The following is a 19,073-nucleotide window of genomic DNA, read 5'->3' on the forward strand; positions in this document are numbered from 1 at the left end:
GTGTCTTTTTTAACAGGATTCAGACAATGATAGCTGAATCGGAATAGGATAATTTTCCTCGAGCGCAACATCAGGATCCTTCATTCTACGAATCAGTAAGTCAATCATAACGTCACACATCTCGTCGATTGGCTGCACAATGGTTGATAGTTGTGGGGCAATTCTTTTGATTAATTTTGTCCCATCATAACCAATTACTTTTAATTCTTCAGGAATGGCTATCTTCAATTTTTGAGCAATATTCATAACTGTAATTGCTGTCAAATCATCGGTACAAAAGATGCCGTCTACAGTTTTATTTTGAAGCAAACGTTCGATTTCTAGATTTTTTAATGTTGTTGAGGTTCCATTATCAATTTGTAGAATCGTTTTTTCTGCGCCATATTTTTCCATCGTTTGTTTATAACCAGCCAATCGATAATCGCTAGGTGCGCCTGTGTTATTAGCACCAGTAATAATTGCAATCTTTTGTGCACCACTTGCAAATAAGGCTTCAGTGGCTTTTTGGCCGCCTTGAAAGTTTTGCGAAGAGACAATTGGAATGCCAGGTGCCAAGAAACGGTCAAAGGAAACAATAGGTAGTGAAACATTTTCATATTCGTTAATAGCTAAGTTATGGCTACCAGTGATTACACCGTCCACTTTATTTGCAGCGAGCATTCGTAAATAGGCGCGCTCTTTTTCTGGATCTTTTTCACTATCACATAAAATCACTTTATATCCTTGAACAAAAAGCTTTCTTTCCAGTGTTTCAATTAGTTCACCAAAAAATGGATGACTAACAGAAGGGAAGACTAAACCAATCAGCTGCGTACTTTTTCCTTGGAGGCTTCTGGCTAATCCATTAGGTTGATAATTTAATTCTTCCATCGCTTGATGAACTTTATCAATTGTTTTTTGACTAAGATAACCATAATTATTAATCACGCGGCTTACCGTTGTCGGGCTCACCCCAGCAAGCTTTGCTACATCCGTTAATTTAACCACCATCAAAATTCACCATCATTCCTAATTATTCGTATTTTCCAGCTCATAAAAACAAGCTTTTGCCGTCTTGGATAGATGAAGATACTGTTGCGCTTTATCTGGAAAGAAGCGACCAGTCATCGTTTTTTCACCTTTATTTACATAGATTTCTGCAACAGAGCAATCAACAAAAATAGTTAACTGAACTGACTTATTTTTCCTAATTTTAGTTTCACGAATTGTGCCATACTTTTCAGCAAAAGGTTGGCCAGCAAATGTTCGATCAAGGGTTATTTTACCATGAATCGTATCAATTGTAATTAAAAGTCCTTTTGAACCCGTTTCGTTCGCTAAAAGCCGAATAAAAGCAATCTCATTTTTGGGAATATCCACTTCTAATTCAAAAGAAGCAGTAGATAAAAAATGGCAGCCATTTGATAAAGTAGTGGCGGATTGACGAAGCATTTCTGTTTCAGAAACTGGATATTGAAATAGTTTCCCGTTGTGAATTGTGAGTTCTTTAACCAGACTTAAGCCATTTGCCCAACCCTCCACATCACTTGGGTAAGTGATTTCTGGCAACCCAATCCAACTGACCGCAAGTGCACGACCATCTGGCGCATTAAAGGCTTGAGTGGCGTAGACATCAAACCCTTCATCTAAATTTTCAAAAGGTCCAGCCTGAACTAAAGAAAGATTCTCCAAATCAAACGTTTCGGCCAATGTGTACATATTCGGATAGATATTCTGATAACTTTTTACAGATGGAGATAGACCTTGTGGGCAAAATAATAAGACAGGCTGGCCATCAATAAATACCAAATTGGGGCATTCAACCATGTAGCCTAATTCTTGGTCGGTGAACGTCAATTCGCCAAGTTGATGAAAATTGTGTACGTTTCGATCTTTAGAAAAATAGACCACAATTTTTCCTTGTCCATTTAAATCACTAGCACCAATTAATAAAACAAGTCCTTCTTGATAAGGAAATACCATCGGATCACGAAAATGGGAAGAATAATTGGGGTCAATTGGTAGGAATGGTGTTGCTTCCTTTGTGATCGCACCTAAAGAATTCAGCCATGCAATATTTTGATATGCAAATCGTTGCCAAGTTTGATCACGAACATTCCCTGTATAAAATAAACATAGTTGGTTATCTATTGGTAAAGCTGAGCCTGAATAGACGCCATGAGAATCATATTCAGAGTCGGGATAAAGGGCAATTCCTTCATAATCCCAGTGAATTAAGTCGGAGGAAGTTAAGTGGGCCCAACTTTTTAGTCCGTGAACACTCCCGAAAGGAAACGCTTGATAAAATAAATGCCACTGGTTATTGAAATACGAAAAACCGTTGGGATCATTTAGTAGTCCTGTCTGTGGTTGAATATGATACTTAAAACGCCAACTAGATTGCGCGATAATAGAAGTTAGATTTTCGAGGTGAGCAGATGTCCAAGAAGAATAAGGCGCATAACGTAATTCATCAGTCCATTGGTTCATGATGCTTGACATAAGTAATGTCTCCTTTATTAGAAAATAGTAGTTAGTCTAATAGTATAAACAAATCAGAAAAAAGTCAAACGTATAACATGTATAAATCTATTTAAATCAAAAGAATATTATAATTTACATTTATTTATGATAAACGTTTGACATATTACGCAAAAACGAGTATCATACAAAATGTAAAAACGGTTACAGAAAAAATTAACAGGACTAGTTTAAGAGTGAGGAGAACCAGAATGAACAGAAATTGGTGGCAAAAAGAAGTGGCCTATCAAATTTATCCACGTAGCTTTTCGGATAGTAATAATGACGGAATTGGTGATTTACAAGGCATTATTCAAAAACTGGATTACTTAGAAAATTTAGGAATTACGCTGATTTGGCTGAGTCCAATGTACCCATCGCCAATGGCTGACAATGGATATGATATTTCAGACTATTATGGTATTTCTAGCGATTTTGGTACAATGGCAGACTTCGATGAACTCATTGAAGAAGCAAAAAAACGAAACATAAAAGTTATTTTAGATTTAGTGGTAAACCATACATCTGATGAACATGCTTGGTTTCAAGATGTTTTAAAAAATCCTCAAAGTCGTTTTCGAGACTTTTATATTATAAAAGAAGGACGAGAAGCACCTACAAATTGGCGGTCTAACTTCGGTGGTAGTGTTTGGGAAAAATTACCTGGGGAAGATGCCTACTACTTTCATGCCTTTCATAAAAAACAGCCGGATTTAAATTGGGAAAATCCTGAACTACGCAAAGAAATCTATCAAATGATTCGTTTTTGGTTAAACAAAGGAATTGCTGGTTTTCGTGTAGATGCGATTAATTTTATTAAGAAAGATTTGACTTGGACAAACTTACCTGCTGATGGGGCAGATCAATTAGCCAAAGTAACAAAAGCGAGTAGAAACATGCCAGGAATGAGTGACTTTCTGAACGAATTAAAAGAAAAAGCTTTTGCTGGCTTTGATATTGTCACAGTTGCCGAAGCGGCCGGCGTCAATTATCCAAATTTATCAGAATTTATTGGAGAAACAGGGTATTTCGACATGATTTTTGACTTCAAATGGGCTGATTTGGATGTGAAATCAGGAAGCGAATGGTTTTATAGAATCGATTGGTCTTGGAATGATTTACGCACATTAATTTTCAAACAGCAAGAAGCCATGCAAGAGGCTGGTTGGAGTGCAAATTTTATTGAAAATCATGATCAACCTCGAGCGACAACGAAATATTTAAAAGAACAGGCTCAACAGCCAAATGCGGTTAAAACATTCGGCGCCATGTATTTCTTTTTAAGGGGCACGCCTTTTATTTACCAAGGACAAGAATTAGGAATGACCAATTTTGAAAGGGGTTCGATTGATGAATTCGATGATATTTCTAGCATTGATCAATACTATCGAGCAATAAAAGAAGGATTTACGCCCAAAGAAGCCTTGTCACTTGTCAATTTGCGTAGTCGAGACAATGCCCGCACGCCTTTTCCATGGAATGATTCTATGTATGGCGGTTTTTCAAGCGTCAAGCCTTGGTTAGGAATGGTGGATAATTATAAAGAAATCAATGCCGAAGCAGAAATAAAAAATAGTCAAAGTATTTTTCATTTCTATAAGCGGATGATTGCATTTCGTCAAAAGAGTCCCTATACAGACATCTTACTTTATGGAACATTTGAGGGACTATCAAATCTTCCAGATAATGTTATTGCTTATAAACGCAAATTAAATGAAAAAACGATTTACGCCTTTTTTAATTTTGGTGAGGCGGTTCCAATCCCTCATTATTTAGTTAATGGCACAGTTATTTTTGATACACAGTCTGAAGAACGAGAGCAATTAGTTCAGCAGGGAACATTATTAAAAAGCTATCAAGGACTATTGATTACTATAAATGAGTAGCTAGGAGGAGTATAACATGGCAGAAAATTATCAGCAGGCAGCCAAAGACATTATTCAATTAATCGGTATGGATAACATTATATCGGTCACCCATTGTCAAACGCGGTTACGTTTTATTTTGAAGGACCACGAACAAGTAGATGGTAAACAACTAGAAAAAATCGATTTAGTCAAGGGTGTTTTTTATAATGGTGGTCAATACCAAGTGATTTTAGGAACTGGTATTGTGACTAAAGTGTATGATGAAATAGAAAAACTTGGAATTAATGTTGTGTCAAAAGCAGAGCAAACAGCAATTTTAAAAAATAATGAAACGGGCATGCGCAAAACAATGCGCATTTTAAGTGAAATATTCATTCCAATTGTTCCAGTAATTGCAGCAACAGGATTGTTCCTAGGGTTAAAAGGTGTTATTTTTAACGATACTTTTTTACAATTATTCGGAGCAAGTGTAGCCAATATTCCTGAAAGCTTTCAACAAATTGTCTCTGTCATTACAGATACCGTCTTTGCCTTTTTGCCAGCTTTGATTGTTTGGTCTACCTTTAAAGCATTTAATGCGACGCCTGTAATCGGGATTGTTATTGGTTTAATGATGGTATCACCCATTTTACCAAACGCTTATGCAGTTGCAACACCAGATTCTGGCGTGAAAGCTATTATGGCTTTTGGTTTTATCCCAGTTGTCGGTGCACAAGGGTCCGTTTTAAGTGCAATTGCTGCTGGTATAATTGGCGCAAAGATTGAACTTTTTTTCCGAAAAAAGATGCCGAATATTCTCGATCAAATTTTTACACCTTTTATGACTATGTTAATTACTTTTTTAATCATGATTCTCGGAATTGGCCCAATTTTGCATACCGTTGAGTTAGGCATGGTAGATGTTGTCCAATGGTTGATTGGGTTGCCCTTAGGATTAGGTGGTTTCGTGATTGGTGCCTCATATCCTTTAATGGTTTTGATTGGTATTCATCATACACTAACTATGGTAGAAACATCATTATTAGCAAATACAGGATTTAATGCATTGATTACAATATGTGCCATGTATGGGTTTGCTAACGTTGGCAGTTGTTTAGCCTTTGCGAAAAAAGCGCAAGATAGCAAAGTGAAGTCGACAGCCATTGGTTCTATGTTGTCTCAATTATTTGGAGTTAGTGAGCCTGTGTTATTTGGATTACTTATTCGTTGGAACTTAAAACCGCTGCTATGTGTCTTGTTTACATCAGGTTTAGGCGGAGCAATTTTAGCTATTTTTCATATTCAATCAAATTCTTATGGATTAGCCGTTATTCCTTCTTTCTTAATGTATATCTATAGTGCACATCAATTAGTGATCTATTTATTAGTCGCACTTTTATCTGTCGGTGTATGTTATGCATTAACCAGTTTATTTGCAATTCCGCAAGAAGTTTTAATTTCAGATAAAGTAATCGAAGAGGAAGAACGCGAAGTCTTTGAAATGCAACATAACACCTTAGATGAACAACTTTTTTCTCCGGTAACTGGTTACGCCATGAATCTTACTGCTGTTAATGACCCAGTATTTTCAAGCGAGATGATGGGCAAAGGTTTAGCAATCATGCCAACAGCGAACAAGGTTTACGCGCCTGCAGATGGTTTATTAAACTTGGTTGCAGAAACTGGGCACGCTTATGGTATCCAAACGGACGCAGGAGCTGAAGTATTAATTCATATAGGAATTGATACTGTCACATTGGGGCAGGAGGTCTTTCAGACACAAGTAACCCAAGGTCACCGTGTTAAAAAAGGAGATCTTTTAGGAACGTTCGATCGAAAAGCCATTAAAGAAGCTGGGCTTGACTCAACTGTCATGGTTATCATTACAAATACTTCAAGTTATTTAAGCGTAGAGCCAATGATGTCAGATCATAATGAAATTACGCCGGAACAAATCATTTTAAATCTAAATACACCTAACTAAACAAAAGAACAGCAAGAAGTAGTTATCACTTCTTGCTGTTCTTTTTCTTAATAAAAAACCAATGATTTTCGGTTGTATTTGTCTATCCGTTTGTAGTATGATTGAGTCAGTTTTAAAGGAAACATGCCAAGTATGGAAGACCATACTTGACACGCATTGACTAATTAAACATGGGGAACGTTGCCATAAGTTGATGTTCCAGTCAATAATGCAAGTAAATCAAACATAGCATGTACCTCCTTTAATTGATAATCAAAGTATAACATTTTTTAATGAATTTACATAATAATACAAGTGGAGGTCTGTTCGTGAAGGTAGCAGGAGACAAAATAAAACAAGCGAGAAAACTTAAAAAAATCACACAATCAGAGCTGGCTAACGGCATCTGTACGCAAGCAACAATTAGTAATATTGAAAACCGTAATCTATGTGACAGTTTAGATATTTTCTCATCTATTTGCCTCCGATTAGATTTAGAAGTAGAAGAATGTATGATGATTTCTGAAGAAAAGAAAATTGAAAATCTACTAAACAAAGTCGAGGATTTATCTTTACGGTTATTTCACTTAGAGGCCTACAATTTATTACAAGAAGTGCCTGAAGGTCTTATCTTATCTAATAATGAACTAACGACTAAATTGTTATATTATAAGGGAATTACTTGTTTATTAGGAAAAAAAGATAAAGCAGAGGCCTTGTTTTACCTATACCGGGGCGCGGAAATTGACCGTAAAGTCAATATTTACAACATTTTAAGCCTGAATGCGCTAGGTACGCTATATGAACTGGAAAAAGATATGAGAAAAGCGCAAGTGTATTACGAAAAATCATTACAAGAATTGGAACAATTTAAATTAGAATGTTCCTTGGAGCGCTGTAGAATTTATTATAATTCTGCTAAATTCTACTCGGAAATAAAAGATTACCAAAAAAGTGTCATTTTAAGCGAAAAAGGGATTCAGATTTGTCGTGACAAACACTCCATTTATTTGCTAGATTATCTTTTATATGAAAAAGCCTTTAACAAACAAATGCTCGGGGAAGACACAGCCGATGACTATCGTCAAGCCTATTATTTTACACAATTTTTTGGCAATACAGAAGTCCTGCAATATATTGAGAAAGATATGAAAGCTTTTAATATTTCCTATTAATTTAATCAAAAAGCCGATAAAAGCTGAAAACCCAGTTTTTATCGGCTTTTTGAAAAGTCTAGGCAAGTTGCTTTTAAAAATCAGCAATCACGGTTACGATAAGCAAGACGAAGTATTTAGGAGGATTTAAAAATGAAAAGAGTAATGTGGTTTAGACGTGATTTACGATTACAGGATAATAAAGCATTAGCACACGCGTTACAAAATTCTGCAGCTGATGAATTGATTTTATTATTCCAAATGAATCCTCAACAATTTATTCAAGAAAGTGCTAATCATAACGCTTTTTTTGCAAGTTTAGCCTCGTTTAAAGAACGAATCGATCAAGAGGCACATTTACAAATCATGGTCGGCGAACCATTAGATTTATTTTCACGTTTGAAACGCAAATTACCCGATTGGCAGGCCATTTATTTTAATGAAGATACTTGTGGCTTTGGGGCAAAGCGGGACCAGCAAGCTATGCGCTTTTTTGAAGAAAATAATATTCAGTCTTTCTCTTTTCAAGATGCCTATTTGCATGGCTCTGAAGAAATTAAGAAGAACGATGGCAGTAAGTACCAAGTGTTTACGCCCTATTACAATAAATGGAAAGAGGCGCCTAAAGAAACACCGATTCCTGTTTCCTATACAGCTGAAAAAATTTTTAGTGCGTGTCTTTTTCCAGAAGAGGAGGCAGCTTATCGTGAACAGATTGCGAGGATTCCTTTAAAACACTATAGTATCGGCGAAAAAACAGCCAGAAGGTGCTTAAATACTTTTATTGATCAAAAACTTCAATCCTATGAAAATAAGCGTGATTTTCCTTATCAGGATCAAACGAGTCATCTGTCTACTTTTTTAAGAACGGGAGAACTTTCGATTCGCACCATTTGGCAAGAGCTTGCATCTGCGCCTTCTAGCTTAAGTAAAGAAACCTTCAAAAAAGAATTAGCTTGGCGCGACTTTTACAATATGATCTATAGTACGTTTCCACAACAAAAAGAGGAATCTATTCAAGAAAAATTTCGTTATATTCAATGGACAAATGACCCAGAAATGTTTGTCAAGTGGCAAAAAGGGGAGACGGGGTACCCTATAATTGATGCCGCCATGCGACAACTGAATCAAACTGGTTGGATGCACAACCGCTTAAGAATGATAACTGCCTCTTTTTTAGTTAAAAATTTACACATCGATTGGCGTTGGGGTGAAAAATACTTTCAAAAAATGTTGATTGACTATGATGCTGCCAATAATATTGGTGGCTGGCAATGGGCTGCTTCGACAGGAACGGACGCTGTCCCGTATTTTCGGATTTTTAATCCAATTATCCAGTCAAAAAAATTTGATAATGACGGCCAGTTCATCAAAAAATATGTTCCAGAACTTAAGCAAGTGCCACAAAAGTATATTCATCAACCAAATCTAATGAATGAAGCTTTACAAACACAATATCATGTACATTTAGGAGAAAATTATCCAAAACCCATTGTCGATTATGCATCAAGTAAAAAACAAACATTGTTTCTATATGAAGCGAGCAAAGAAATTCATCAAGAAATGAACAATCCAAGGTTTCAATAAACAGTAAACCCAACTAGCTTAGCAAACAACTGTAAGGTTAGTTGGGTGAATTGATTGGTCGAAAGAGAAGTGGCAAGTTATCGGCTAAAGTTTTTTATTTTATTCTAGTTTACATAATATACATTATACAAAGTAGAATAAAAAGCATTGAAAAGCAAACAAAACCAGTCCTTAGTTTATCTAGACTGATTTTGTCACGTACGTTATATAAATTATGCTTGTTGCTTGATGGCTTGTGCGACACGTGCTCCATATTCTGGATTTACTCTAGTGAACAAATCAATTTGACGCGCGATGATTTCTTGATTTTTCACTTGACCTAAAGATGCCGCTATATTGTTAATTAAGTTTTCTTTTTCTTCGCTTGGCAGCAAATTATACAAAGCGTTTGCTTGTGTAAAGTGATCTTGATTATAGCTATAATTACCAACATTTCCTTCAACTTCAAAGGAACTAATTTTCGTCTTAGGATCTTCTTTTGGTGTTTCAGTATAACTATTTGGTTCGTAATTAATTTCGCTATTACCATTGTCAAAACGCATATTGCCGTCTTTTTGGTAGTTATTTACAGGCGCTTTTGCTTGGTTGATTGGCAATTGGTGACTATTAGCGCCCACGCGATGACGATGTGCGTCCCCATAAGCGAACAAACGTCCTTGCAATAATTTATCTGGAGAAGCTTCAATACCAGGAACGAAATTCCCTGGTGAAAAGGTTACTTGTTCAACCTCTGCAAAATAATTCTCTGGATTTCTATTTAAAGTCATCGTGCCAACTTCAATCAGCGGATACTCTTTTTGAGAAACCGTTTTTGTTACATCAAAAAGAGTTTCTTTCATTGTTAACGCATTTGCATACGGGATAATTTGTACAGATAATGTCCAAGAAGGAAATTCTTGATTTTCAATTGCATTATGCAAATCTTCAATATGGAAATCTGGATTTTTCCCAGCAATTTCTTCTGCTAATTGACTCTCTAGATTTTTGATTCCTTGATTCGTCTTGAAGTGATATTTAACAAAAAATACTTCTCCAGCAGCATTGACCCATTTGAATGTATGGCTACCAAAACCATGCATATGACGGAACGACAACGGAATGCCACGATCACTCATTAAAATTGTTACTTGATGAAGGCTTTCAGGTGAATGAGACCAAAAATCCCAAACAGCTTCTGGACTTTTCAAATGCGTCCGTGGATTTCTTTTTTGGCTATGAATAAAATCTGGAAATTTAATTGCATCACGAATGAAAAAAATGGGCGTATTATTGCCAACTAAGTCGTAATTTCCTTCGTCTGTATAGAATTTAAGCGCAAAACCGCGAGGATCACGCAATGTATCTGATGAACCTAATTCTCCAGCTACAGTTGAAAAACGAGCGAATAAAGGTGTTTCTTTGCCAACTTCAGATAAAAAATCGGCTTTAGTATATTGTGCCATTGATTGGCTCACCTTGAAAATCCCATGAGCACCAGCACCTTTGGCATGAACAACCCGTTCTGGTACGCGCTCACGATTGAAATGAGCTAATTTTTCTAATAAATGAACGTCTTGGATTAGGACAGGTCCAAATTCTCCTGCAGTTAGCGAATTTTGATTATCGCCAACTGGACTTCCTTGTGACGTAGTTAAATGTTGATTTTTCACCTAAAACACTCCTTCATCTAAAATTATACTCATTGTATAAAAAAACCACTCTGCATAACAAAAATAATGCTTAAAAACACTCGAAAACATTTGTTATTTAATAGAATGATTAAAAATAGCAGTAGAATTTAAATCAAAAACAAATGTATTAATTTTAAACTGTTTACACCATCTAAAATAACAACCAATAATTCAAAGAAAACTAAAATGCTGTTTTTTTATTCAAAAAAGACCTAGCATCCCAATCATGCTAGGTCTTTCGTTACTTTTTTTGAGCGGTCGTTTTTATTGGTCATTCAGCGTTATTGATTGATCGCAACAGTCGTGTCTTCAGTCGATAGACCTGTCATAGAGGTGCTATCGGAAAATATTTTTTCAACTTCTTGTTCTGATAAAATATTTTCTTTCTTAGGCATTGAAATCGTCGCTTTTTTGGCTTTTTGTGTAATGCTAATTTTACTAGATAATGATTCAAGTCCCATATCAACGTTCTTGTCTTGCTGCGGTTTCACATTAATCAACATATTTGTTTTATTTTCTTTTGTATTAACAGAAACTTTGGCAGAAACATCTTTGACTTTTTCGAAAGGATCTTGTTCTTTACCTTTCTCAGATGCTTCTGTCGTAATTTTGATTAACTTTTGTAATTCTTTTTTTGTAAACGTATGGGTAATGGTGTCCCCTTTTTTCTCGAACGTATCCTTGTCTAATCCTTCTAAAAACTCTTTGTATTCCTTAGCAGACTGTTTTCGTTCTTTTTCCGATTCTTGATACTCTTTGATTGTATCTTGCCATTCTTTCGTACTTTCCTCGTTCATGGCTAAAAGATCAATGTATTTTCCTTTTAGTTTTTCTGTATCTAACTGAGAACTGTCAATAGCACCGTCAGTCATTGAGTCTGCGACAGCGACAATATATTCCATCATATCTGTTGCTAAATAGAGTTTTGGCTCTTTGCCCTCGTTATCTAATGATCCAACCAATGAAATCGGTACATCCATGCCCATCGCTTTTAATTTCATCTCTAAGTTGAATGCTTTTTCTTTTTTGGCATCTACTTGAATCTTCCCAGAAAGCGATGCGTCTTTGATTTGCGTGATGAGCATCCCAATCATAGGATTCGTTTGTGCACTATCTTCTTGTGAAAATTTCATGTCACTAATTGACATAGAGAAATCCCAAACCCCAGATTCTTGTGCGTTTTGATTGCTGATCCCTTGAATGAACTCATCTTTCGCACTTTTGCCACAGCCTGTCAGTAACAAAGCTGAACAGAAAACGCCTGCGACAATCCCCACTTTTCTTTTTAACACACTTTTTCCCCCTCATTATATAAAAAATTAATTCCCTTTTATTAAGAATAGCAAACATTGCTTATAAATAGCAATGTTTAATTTTAGATTTCCTCTCTTTTAATAAGTGGGATTGATTTAATCTTTTAGGTTTGAATCATTAAGCTGTATTATTTTTAAAATAAAATTGCTTTTCGCCAAAAAATACTGGGAAAAGTTCTGCTAAACTGCCAGCTAAAGGACCTTCTCGCAATTCTTTTTCAGTGACCCAAAACAAGGGTTGTTCCGTTTCTTCTGGTAGTTCATCCGCTGTTTCTGCAATGAATAATGTGGCTAATTCCCGCGCACCCGAACAATCATTCAGCCATTCTGCAACACCTACTAATTGTGGTTTCAGCACTAATCCTGTTTCTTCAAGGAGTTCGCGAACCATGGCTGTTTCCATGCCCTCGTTTTTTTCAACATGTCCGCCAGGGAACGTCCAACCAGGCCAATCCTTTTTTTGTCGTTCTTGCACAAGGATTTCATTTTTCTGATTTCTAATCATACATAATGTTGTTAATTCTACTTCAAAATTCCGATTCATTTGGCACCTCATCATTTTTTCCTTTGTTAAGGTTACGATACAGAAAAACAGAGAAAGATTCAACTAAGAATTTTCTCTGTTTTATCATCTAACTCTTTAATAAGTCGTATTGCGATTGATATAAATGATGATATAACGCATGTTTTGCCATTAGTTGATCATGAGATCCTTCTTCCACAATACGACCACCATCAATATAGAAAATTTTATCGCTATTTTTGATGGTAGAAAGTCGATGAGCAATAATAAACGATGTCCGTCCTTTTAGAAGTTGTTGTAGTCCTTCTTGTAACAATTCTTCTGTTTTTGTATCAATACTGGAGGTAGCTTCGTCTAAAATTAAAATTTTGGGATCTGCCAGTAAAGCACGAGCAAATGAAATTAATTGGCGTTGTCCTGCCGAGAGAGTACTCCCCCGCTCTTCCACAACTGTTTCATAGCCATCTTTTAAATCTTTGATAAAGTCGTGGGCACGAACAATTTTTGCGGCTTGGATGACTTCTTCCTCTGTGGCTGCTAAATTTCCGTACCGAATGTTTTCAATAATTGTTCCTGAAAAAATAAACGTATCTTGAAGCATTACCCCCATTTGTTTTCTTAACGAACGGAGTGTCACATCGCGAACATCATAACCATCAATTTTAACGGCCCCTTCATTCACATCATAAAAACGACTTAACAAATTGATGATTGTTGTTTTACCCGCACCTGTTGGCCCAACCAAGGCGATTGTTTGTCCTGGCTCAATATGAAAACTAACATCGGTCAAAATATTTTTTCCTTCTTCATAACGGAAATAAACATGCTGAAAGTCGACGGTTCCTTTAATTGGCGGCAACGCAATAGCGTGCGGCGCATCTTGAATTTCTGGAACAACATCCATCGTTTCAAAAATCCTTTCCAAATAAGCAGTTGCAGTAATCAGAGAATTGTAGAAGTTACCAATATTGATGACCGGATTCCAAAAGTTATTGATATAACCGATAAAAGCAATTAGCGTCCCAGTAGTAACGGACACACCTAATTGACGGATTCCTACGAAATAGATAAAACAAGTCGTAATGACGGATATATTTTGCACTGCTGGCCATAATAAATACTGGACACGCACAGCTTTCATAAAGGATTGACGATATTCTTCGCTTACCTCGTTAAAAATTTGGAAATTTTCATCTTCTCGTGCAAAAGATTGTGTAATTTTAATTCCTGAAATACTTTCATGAATATAGGCATTTAAGTTTGATTGTTTATTGCTAAGCTCTTGGTAAGCTTTCCGTTGTTTCCCTTGAATAAACAGAACCATCACGAACAACACAGGCAATAGCAGTAAACTGTATAAGGTTAATTTCACATCAATAAATAACATGAAAATTAAGGTAATAATCACATTAAATAAATCAGAAATTAAATTGATCAATCCGTTACTTAATAAATCACTTAACGTATTGATGTAATTGACCACCCGAATTAAGATTTTTCCATGCGGCCGACTGTCAAAGTAAGAAAATGGTAATTTTTGTAGATGCTCAAAAATTGAAAAACGCATATCTTTTAAAATATCTTGTCCAATTTCTGTGATGGCATATATTCGATAACGCATACACCAACCAATAATCACCAAGGAAAATAGGAAAATAGCTCCTAGTATCAAGAGTAACGAGAGATTCTTTTGTGGAATTACTTGGTCAATCGCAATTTTAGTAAAGTAAGGGCCTAACATACTTGCCAGATTAGCTAATATGATGACAAATAATGTTTTAAAAACAGCTTTTTTGTAAGGCTTAATATAGGCGCCTAATCGTTTATAATGAGACCAATTAAATTCTTTTTCTAAAGTCTCATCCACATCAAACGTATTTCTAGCCACGCGACTCACCTTCCTTTGTCAGACCTAATTGTTTTTGATATACGTCAAAATATTTGCCTTTTTGTTCGACTAATTCGCTATGCGTACCGCTTTCCACCACACGGCCTTTTTCCATCATCAAAATTAAATTGGCCTCTCTCACAGAAGAAATTCGGTGGGCAATAATAAATGTCGTTTTCTTTTCCGTCAAACGACCTAGTTCTTTTTGAATTTTTGATTCTGTTTCCATATCAACAGCGGAAGTTGTGTCATCTAAAATTAAAATAGCTGGATCTTTGGTTAAGGCACGGGCCAGTGAAATCCGCTGTTTTTGGCCACCAGATAGGCCAACGCCGCGTTCACCAACAATTGTTGCATAACCTTCAGGCATTCTGGAAATAAAGCTATGGGCATCAGCAATTTCAGCCATCATTTGCACTTGTTCCAAGTTAGCCAATGTGTTACCAAAAGCAATGTTATCTTCTATCGTATTGGAAAAAAGAAAGACATCTTGCATAACCATGGAGATATTTTCTCGCAATTTACGAACAGAATAGCTTTTAGCATCTTTTCCATCAATATAAACAGTGCCTTTTGTTGGATCATAGAACCGAGCGATTAAGTTAACTAAAGTGGTTTTTCCTGAACCAGTTTCCCCTAAAATACCAATTGTTTCACCAGGTTTTGCTGAAAATGAAACATCCGATAAAATGGGGGTTTCTGGATCATCTGAAAAATGAAAGGACACGTGATCAAACGTCACATAGCCTTGGATTGGTTCTGCTTCTTTTTCCCGAGCAATGGGAATCTTCGGTTTCGTTGCTAATAACTGACGAATTTTAATGGACGATGCCGTAAAGCGTTGCACATCATTGATCAACCAGCCACTCATTCGCATCGGCATGTTCAACATCCAAAGAAAGCCGTTAAAGGCCACTAAATCACCAATTGTCATCCGACCTTGAATTACAAAGAGGCCACCAAGAACTAAGGCGATAACATTTAAACTACCTGCAAAACCGTCTAACCACGGTAAATATTTTTTAGAGACATCTGCGGAAGCCATATTCCATTTTTTATAGTCTTCATTGTGCTTGTTAAACTTTTCAATTTCATAAGGTTCTTGAGAAAAAGCTTTAACCACTCGATTTCCACCAATATTTTCTTCGACCATTGAATTTAACCGAGAAAAACTTTCCCGAATCTCAAAAAATACCGGATGCGATTCCTTCGACATTTTTTGTGTTAACAGAAAAATCAAAGGCGTAATTAAAATTAATGCCAGCATCAATTGCCAATTAATCGTCCCCATCACAATCACGGCTGCGATGAACCATAAAATACATTCTAAAAGGTTATAAGTGACCCAAGAAACGAAATGGCGGATAGCGTCTGTATCCCCTGTCATTCGCGCCATAATATCGCCAACACGTGTATGATTAAAGAAATCAAAATCTAATTCTTGAAGTTTGACATACATATCTTTTCTTAAGTCAAATAACGCAGATTGTCCAACCGATTCAAACAAGACTTGATAACTATAACGAACAACTGTCCGAATAACGGTCACCCCAATCATAATCCCAAGAATTGGGACAAGCTCTTCAGTTTTCCCCTGATTGATTACTTGGTCTACAATTCTGCCAGATAACAATGGAATAATAACAATTAAAATAGCGTTAATAACGACAAAAATAACAGCTAGCAGTAACTTATTCTTATTTTTTTTAGCATATTGCCAAATCCATTCAAAACTATTCATTTTCTCCCCTACTCTCTCTTGTTTTTATGGACGTGTATAAGATTACTGTTTTTTTATAGGAAAAGAAATGGGCATTCTTGTATATTTTGATGTACAATATAGTATAGAAAGCGGATACAAGTAGGAGTGATTTTTTATGAACTACACAAATAGTCGAACGTTTAATCCTGAAATTTTATATGCCTTCGATCCTTGGAACGAAGAGACCCACCCTTATAATTGTCATCATCATGAATTTCTGGAAATATCTATTCTTTTAGAAGGTGAATCTGAATATATTGTTCAAGGGCAACAGTACCATGCCACTGCTGGTACGGTGTTTCTTTTTAATCCGCGAACGGAACATGGTGAGCAACAAAAAGCAGGAACTTACTCACATCAACTACACATTGGCATTTCAAATCTCTATTTAGAAGGCTTAGCGCAAAACGTATTTCCAAATAAATCAGCTTTATTAGATTTAAGTCATTTACATGGTGCTTTTTTAGAAAAAGCTTGGCAAATTGTTCATGAATTAAACCATCAAGAAGTTGAATCAGCGTTACAAATTAAAGCTTTAGTTATTGAACTATTGGTCTATATTTTAAGAAGCTTAGCAGTTGATCAAGAAAATAAAATTGAAACTCGGCTATCGAAAACGGAAAAAAGAAAAAGAAATTTAGTCAATCATACGATTTATTATCTGGAAACCCACCATGACGAAGAAATTACTTTGGAACAGTTAGCTGAAATGTTATATGTTACCCCGACTTATTTGTCGAAAACCTTTAAAGCGGCCACAGGCGTTGGGCCAATCAATTATTTAATTCAAATCCGCTTAAACCATGCGAAAGAATTGCTGAAAAATGATTCCCTAAGTGTCAAAGAAGTGGCAAAAACGGTTGGTTACGAAGATGCCTATCATTTCAGTAAATTATTCAAAAAATATTATGGAAAATCTCCTTCACAATTTTAAGATAAAAAAACAAGGAATCGTCGGCTTCATTGCGTCCGTTTCCTTGTTTTTGCTTTACGTTGACTCTTTTAACTGTTTCGTCATTGTATAATCGGTATGGCGTTCATTTCCCATATAAAAATCATGTTCATCTGTTTTTACGAAGCCCAATGATTGATAAAATTTTTGCGCTGGATGATTATGTTCCCAAACACCTAACCAAACCGTCTCTTTTTCTGCTTCTTCCGCTAATTCAATTGCTTTCGTAATCAAATGTTTGCCTAAGCCTAAACGCTTAAAAGATTTACGAATATAAATGCGCTCAACTTGTAACGCTTGTGGATGTTGATAGGTAATCTGAGCATCACCGTGATTTAATTTCACATAACCTGCAAGTTCATTATTATAAAAAGCAAAGAAATATTGCGAATCTTTATGTAAGATTTCGCTTTCTAAAACTGCTGGACTAAATTTCCTCTCATAATGTGCCTGTAAATCCTCTTCGTTTTCGCCATCTCCATAAGTATCTGCAAAAGTCTCTTGGCAAATGGCCTCTAATTCTGGTACGTCTGCGACGGTACACTCTCTAATAAATACTGACATACTAAAACTCCTTTGTAGATTAAATCAACTGTTTAATTAAAATTAAACAAGGATTCCAAGCGTCCCATAATGTCGGAAAAACCTCAAGGCGCTTAAAACCCAATGATTCGTAAAAACGAATAGTATGATCGTACACGGAATAATTTCCTTCGTCAACTGTTTTGACTTGAATAAAAAAATAGTTATTTTTAGAATACGTTTCCACGCTTTCTATCAATAACTTGCCGATACCTTTGCGATGATACCGCTTTTTAACTGCCATACAATGGATTTCTACTGTATCTTTACTTGTTTCTGAAAGTGTTATAAAACCGAGTATTTTATTCTCTACATCCTTTGCCACCCACATAGGTAAAGTGCTAGCTATATCGATATACTTGCGGGTCTCTTTTTCAAGGCCAAACCATTCTGGAAGATTAAACAATACTTCTTGTGCTGCCTGAGTCTTTTTATCTGCATTTTTTTCCTTTATAATTATAAATTCTTTCAATTTACAACCTCCTTTTTGTTTACATAACAAAATTATTGTATACCCAATCTTTTTTATTAAATAATAGCATAGGTAGTTTAAAAATGTAAGTTAGTCATTTATTCTTTATTATTTCCTTAAACCGACTCCTTTTTTCACTTAATCTGCCCTTCCTTTATTTTTTTCTGTTAAACTAAACGTATTAAGTCTATGAGGAGCGTGCGTATATGGATTATCTGAACACCTATAAGCGGTTGCTAGCATTGGCAGATGCAGGTCTTTTTTACGGGAAAGATGCTTTTGATCAAGAACGTTACCAAGAACTACGGGAACTTACGTTACAACTTATTAGCGCAACCGGACCCGAAGCGACTGTTTTGCCCGACTTAGAAAAAATCTTAACTAAAGAGGAAGGTTATCCAACACCGAAAGTAGATGTTCGCGGTTTGATAAAAAAAGAGAATCGTTTTTTATTAGTTGAAGATTTACGGACCAAAGAATGGTCATTACCTGGTGGCTATGCCGAAATTGGCTGCTCCCCTAAAGAAAATATTGAAAAAGAAGTATTGGAAGAAACTGGCTTAGTTGTTACAGCAAAAGAATTGCTTGCTGTTTATGATACAGATAAACGAAAAGACATTCCTCAACTATTTCAGTACTATAAAATGATCTTTTCTTGTGAGATTTTAGAAAATCATCCCTTTGAAAAAAACATTGAAACCTCGAATTGTGCTTATTTTTCTTTAGATAATCTCCCCCCTCTTTCTATCAAACGAACAACGAAAGAGCAATTAATGGCATTAATGAACCAAACAACTGGAGCGCTTAGTGACTAACAAAAAGGATGAAGAACTTCTGTTCTTCATCCTTTTTCTATTATTA

Annotated in this window: 15 protein-coding genes; 6 read left to right on the forward strand and 9 right to left on the reverse strand. The window is 35.8% G+C overall.

From position 1 onward, the window contains the following. Positions 1-9 precede the first annotated feature (9 nt). Both IGK96_RS06780 and IGK96_RS06785 read right to left on the reverse strand, forming a co-directional pair. The gene (locus IGK96_RS06780) at positions 10-990 is read right to left on the reverse strand and encodes a LacI family DNA-binding transcriptional regulator (protein WP_033624974.1); all 981 of its coding nucleotides are present in this window, start codon (positions 988-990) and stop codon (positions 10-12) included. Between the two features lie 18 nt (positions 991-1,008). Beyond that, entirely contained in the window at positions 1,009-2,469 is a 1,461-nt protein-coding gene (locus tag IGK96_RS06785) for a sucrose-6-phosphate hydrolase (protein WP_025192037.1), read from the reverse strand. A gap of 242 nt (positions 2,470-2,711) precedes the next feature. Between IGK96_RS06785 and IGK96_RS06790 the strand changes: the two genes are divergently transcribed. The 4 genes from IGK96_RS06790 to IGK96_RS06805 all read left to right on the forward strand — a co-directional run bounded on the left by IGK96_RS06790 (position 2,712) and on the right by IGK96_RS06805 (position 9,050). Next, positions 2,712-4,385, forward strand: coding sequence for a glycoside hydrolase family 13 protein (locus IGK96_RS06790; RefSeq protein WP_002404311.1), 1,674 nt, complete (start codon positions 2,712-2,714; stop codon positions 4,383-4,385). Between the two features lie 16 nt (positions 4,386-4,401). Beyond that, a complete protein-coding gene (locus tag IGK96_RS06795) occupies positions 4,402-6,330 on the forward strand; it encodes a sucrose-specific PTS transporter subunit IIBC (protein ID WP_002360285.1) in 1,929 nt (642 codons plus the stop codon). Positions 6,331-6,602: 272 nt separating this feature from the next. Continuing rightward, positions 6,603-7,484: a helix-turn-helix domain-containing protein gene (locus IGK96_RS06800; RefSeq protein WP_002394463.1), complete on the forward strand. Its 882-nt coding sequence runs from the start codon at positions 6,603-6,605 to the stop codon at positions 7,482-7,484. Between the two features lie 132 nt (positions 7,485-7,616). After that, the gene (locus tag IGK96_RS06805) at positions 7,617-9,050 is read left to right on the forward strand and encodes a cryptochrome/photolyase family protein (RefSeq protein WP_071646709.1); all 1,434 of its coding nucleotides are present in this window, start codon (positions 7,617-7,619) and stop codon (positions 9,048-9,050) included. Positions 9,051-9,262: 212 nt separating this feature from the next. Here IGK96_RS06805 and IGK96_RS06810 read toward each other — a convergent pair whose 3' ends face one another. The 5 genes from IGK96_RS06810 to IGK96_RS06830 form a co-directional block, all read right to left on the reverse strand. After that, positions 9,263-10,699: a catalase gene (locus tag IGK96_RS06810; protein ID WP_071646708.1), complete on the reverse strand. Its 1,437-nt coding sequence runs from the start codon at positions 10,697-10,699 to the stop codon at positions 9,263-9,265. Positions 10,700-11,001: 302 nt separating this feature from the next. After that, complete coding sequence (locus tag IGK96_RS06815) at positions 11,002-12,012, reverse strand: hypothetical protein (protein ID WP_071646707.1); 1,011 nt, start codon at positions 12,010-12,012, stop codon at positions 11,002-11,004. 139 nt (positions 12,013-12,151) lie between these two features. Next, positions 12,152-12,577 (reverse strand): 8-oxo-dGTP diphosphatase, encoded by a 426-nt coding sequence (locus tag IGK96_RS06820; protein WP_002385906.1) that lies wholly within the window; start codon positions 12,575-12,577, stop codon positions 12,152-12,154. A gap of 88 nt (positions 12,578-12,665) precedes the next feature. Next, the gene (locus IGK96_RS06825; RefSeq protein WP_002378276.1) at positions 12,666-14,444 is read right to left on the reverse strand and encodes an ABC transporter ATP-binding protein; all 1,779 of its coding nucleotides are present in this window, start codon (positions 14,442-14,444) and stop codon (positions 12,666-12,668) included. After that, the gene (locus tag IGK96_RS06830) at positions 14,437-16,185 is read right to left on the reverse strand and encodes an ABC transporter ATP-binding protein (RefSeq protein ID WP_002357553.1); all 1,749 of its coding nucleotides are present in this window, start codon (positions 16,183-16,185) and stop codon (positions 14,437-14,439) included. Before IGK96_RS06830 ends, IGK96_RS06825 begins: the two co-directional genes overlap by 8 nt. Positions 16,186-16,321: 136 nt before the next feature. Between IGK96_RS06830 and IGK96_RS06835 the strand changes: the two genes are divergently transcribed. Beyond that, positions 16,322-17,140 carry a helix-turn-helix transcriptional regulator gene (locus tag IGK96_RS06835; RefSeq protein WP_010713398.1) on the forward strand — a complete coding sequence of 273 codons (819 nt, stop codon included), beginning with the start codon at positions 16,322-16,324 and terminating at the stop codon, positions 17,138-17,140. A 54-nt stretch (positions 17,141-17,194) separates the two neighbouring features. On the opposite strand, the gene IGK96_RS06840 is transcribed toward IGK96_RS06835, so the two are convergent. Then, complete coding sequence (locus IGK96_RS06840; protein WP_002357555.1) at positions 17,195-17,722, reverse strand: GNAT family N-acetyltransferase; 528 nt, start codon at positions 17,720-17,722, stop codon at positions 17,195-17,197. Positions 17,723-17,741: 19 nt separating this feature from the next. Next, positions 17,742-18,242, reverse strand: a complete 501-nt coding sequence (locus IGK96_RS06845) for a GNAT family N-acetyltransferase (RefSeq protein ID WP_085443337.1) — start codon at positions 18,240-18,242, stop codon at positions 17,742-17,744. Positions 18,243-18,418: 176 nt separating this feature from the next. On the opposite strand from IGK96_RS06845, the gene IGK96_RS06850 reads away from it, so the two are divergent. Beyond that, the gene (locus IGK96_RS06850) at positions 18,419-19,027 is read left to right on the forward strand and encodes an NUDIX hydrolase N-terminal domain-containing protein (protein WP_002363964.1); all 609 of its coding nucleotides are present in this window, start codon (positions 18,419-18,421) and stop codon (positions 19,025-19,027) included. Positions 19,028-19,073: the final 46 nt, after the last annotated feature.

It is taken from the genome of Enterococcus sp. DIV0682, assembly GCF_051712685.1.
GTDB lineage: Bacteria > Bacillota > Bacilli > Lactobacillales > Enterococcaceae > Enterococcus > Enterococcus faecalis.

Excerpts from the sequence above, each read along its gene's own strand:
- IGK96_RS06780 (WP_033624974.1), bottom strand. The coding sequence starts at position 990 with ATGGTGGTTAAATTAACGGATGTAGCAAAGCTTGCTGGGGTGAGCCCG.
- IGK96_RS06785 (WP_025192037.1), bottom strand. The coding sequence starts at position 2,469 with ATGAACCAATGGACTGATGAATTACGTTATGCGCCTTATTCTTCTTGG.
- IGK96_RS06790 (WP_002404311.1), top strand. The coding sequence starts at position 2,712 with ATGAACAGAAATTGGTGGCAAAAAGAAGTGGCCTATCAAATTTATCCA.
- IGK96_RS06795 (WP_002360285.1), top strand. The coding sequence starts at position 4,402 with ATGGCAGAAAATTATCAGCAGGCAGCCAAAGACATTATTCAATTAATC.
- IGK96_RS06800 (WP_002394463.1), top strand. The coding sequence starts at position 6,603 with ATGAATTTACATAATAATACAAGTGGAGGTCTGTTCGTGAAGGTAGCA.
- IGK96_RS06805 (WP_071646709.1), top strand. The coding sequence starts at position 7,617 with ATGAAAAGAGTAATGTGGTTTAGACGTGATTTACGATTACAGGATAAT.
- IGK96_RS06820 (WP_002385906.1), bottom strand. The coding sequence starts at position 12,577 with ATGAATCGGAATTTTGAAGTAGAATTAACAACATTATGTATGATTAGA.
- IGK96_RS06830 (WP_002357553.1), bottom strand. The coding sequence starts at position 16,185 with ATGAATAGTTTTGAATGGATTTGGCAATATGCTAAAAAAAATAAGAAT.
- IGK96_RS06835 (WP_010713398.1), top strand. The coding sequence starts at position 16,322 with ATGAACTACACAAATAGTCGAACGTTTAATCCTGAAATTTTATATGCC.
- IGK96_RS06840 (WP_002357555.1), bottom strand. The coding sequence starts at position 17,722 with ATGTCAGTATTTATTAGAGAGTGTACCGTCGCAGACGTACCAGAATTA.
- IGK96_RS06850 (WP_002363964.1), top strand. The coding sequence starts at position 18,419 with ATGGATTATCTGAACACCTATAAGCGGTTGCTAGCATTGGCAGATGCA.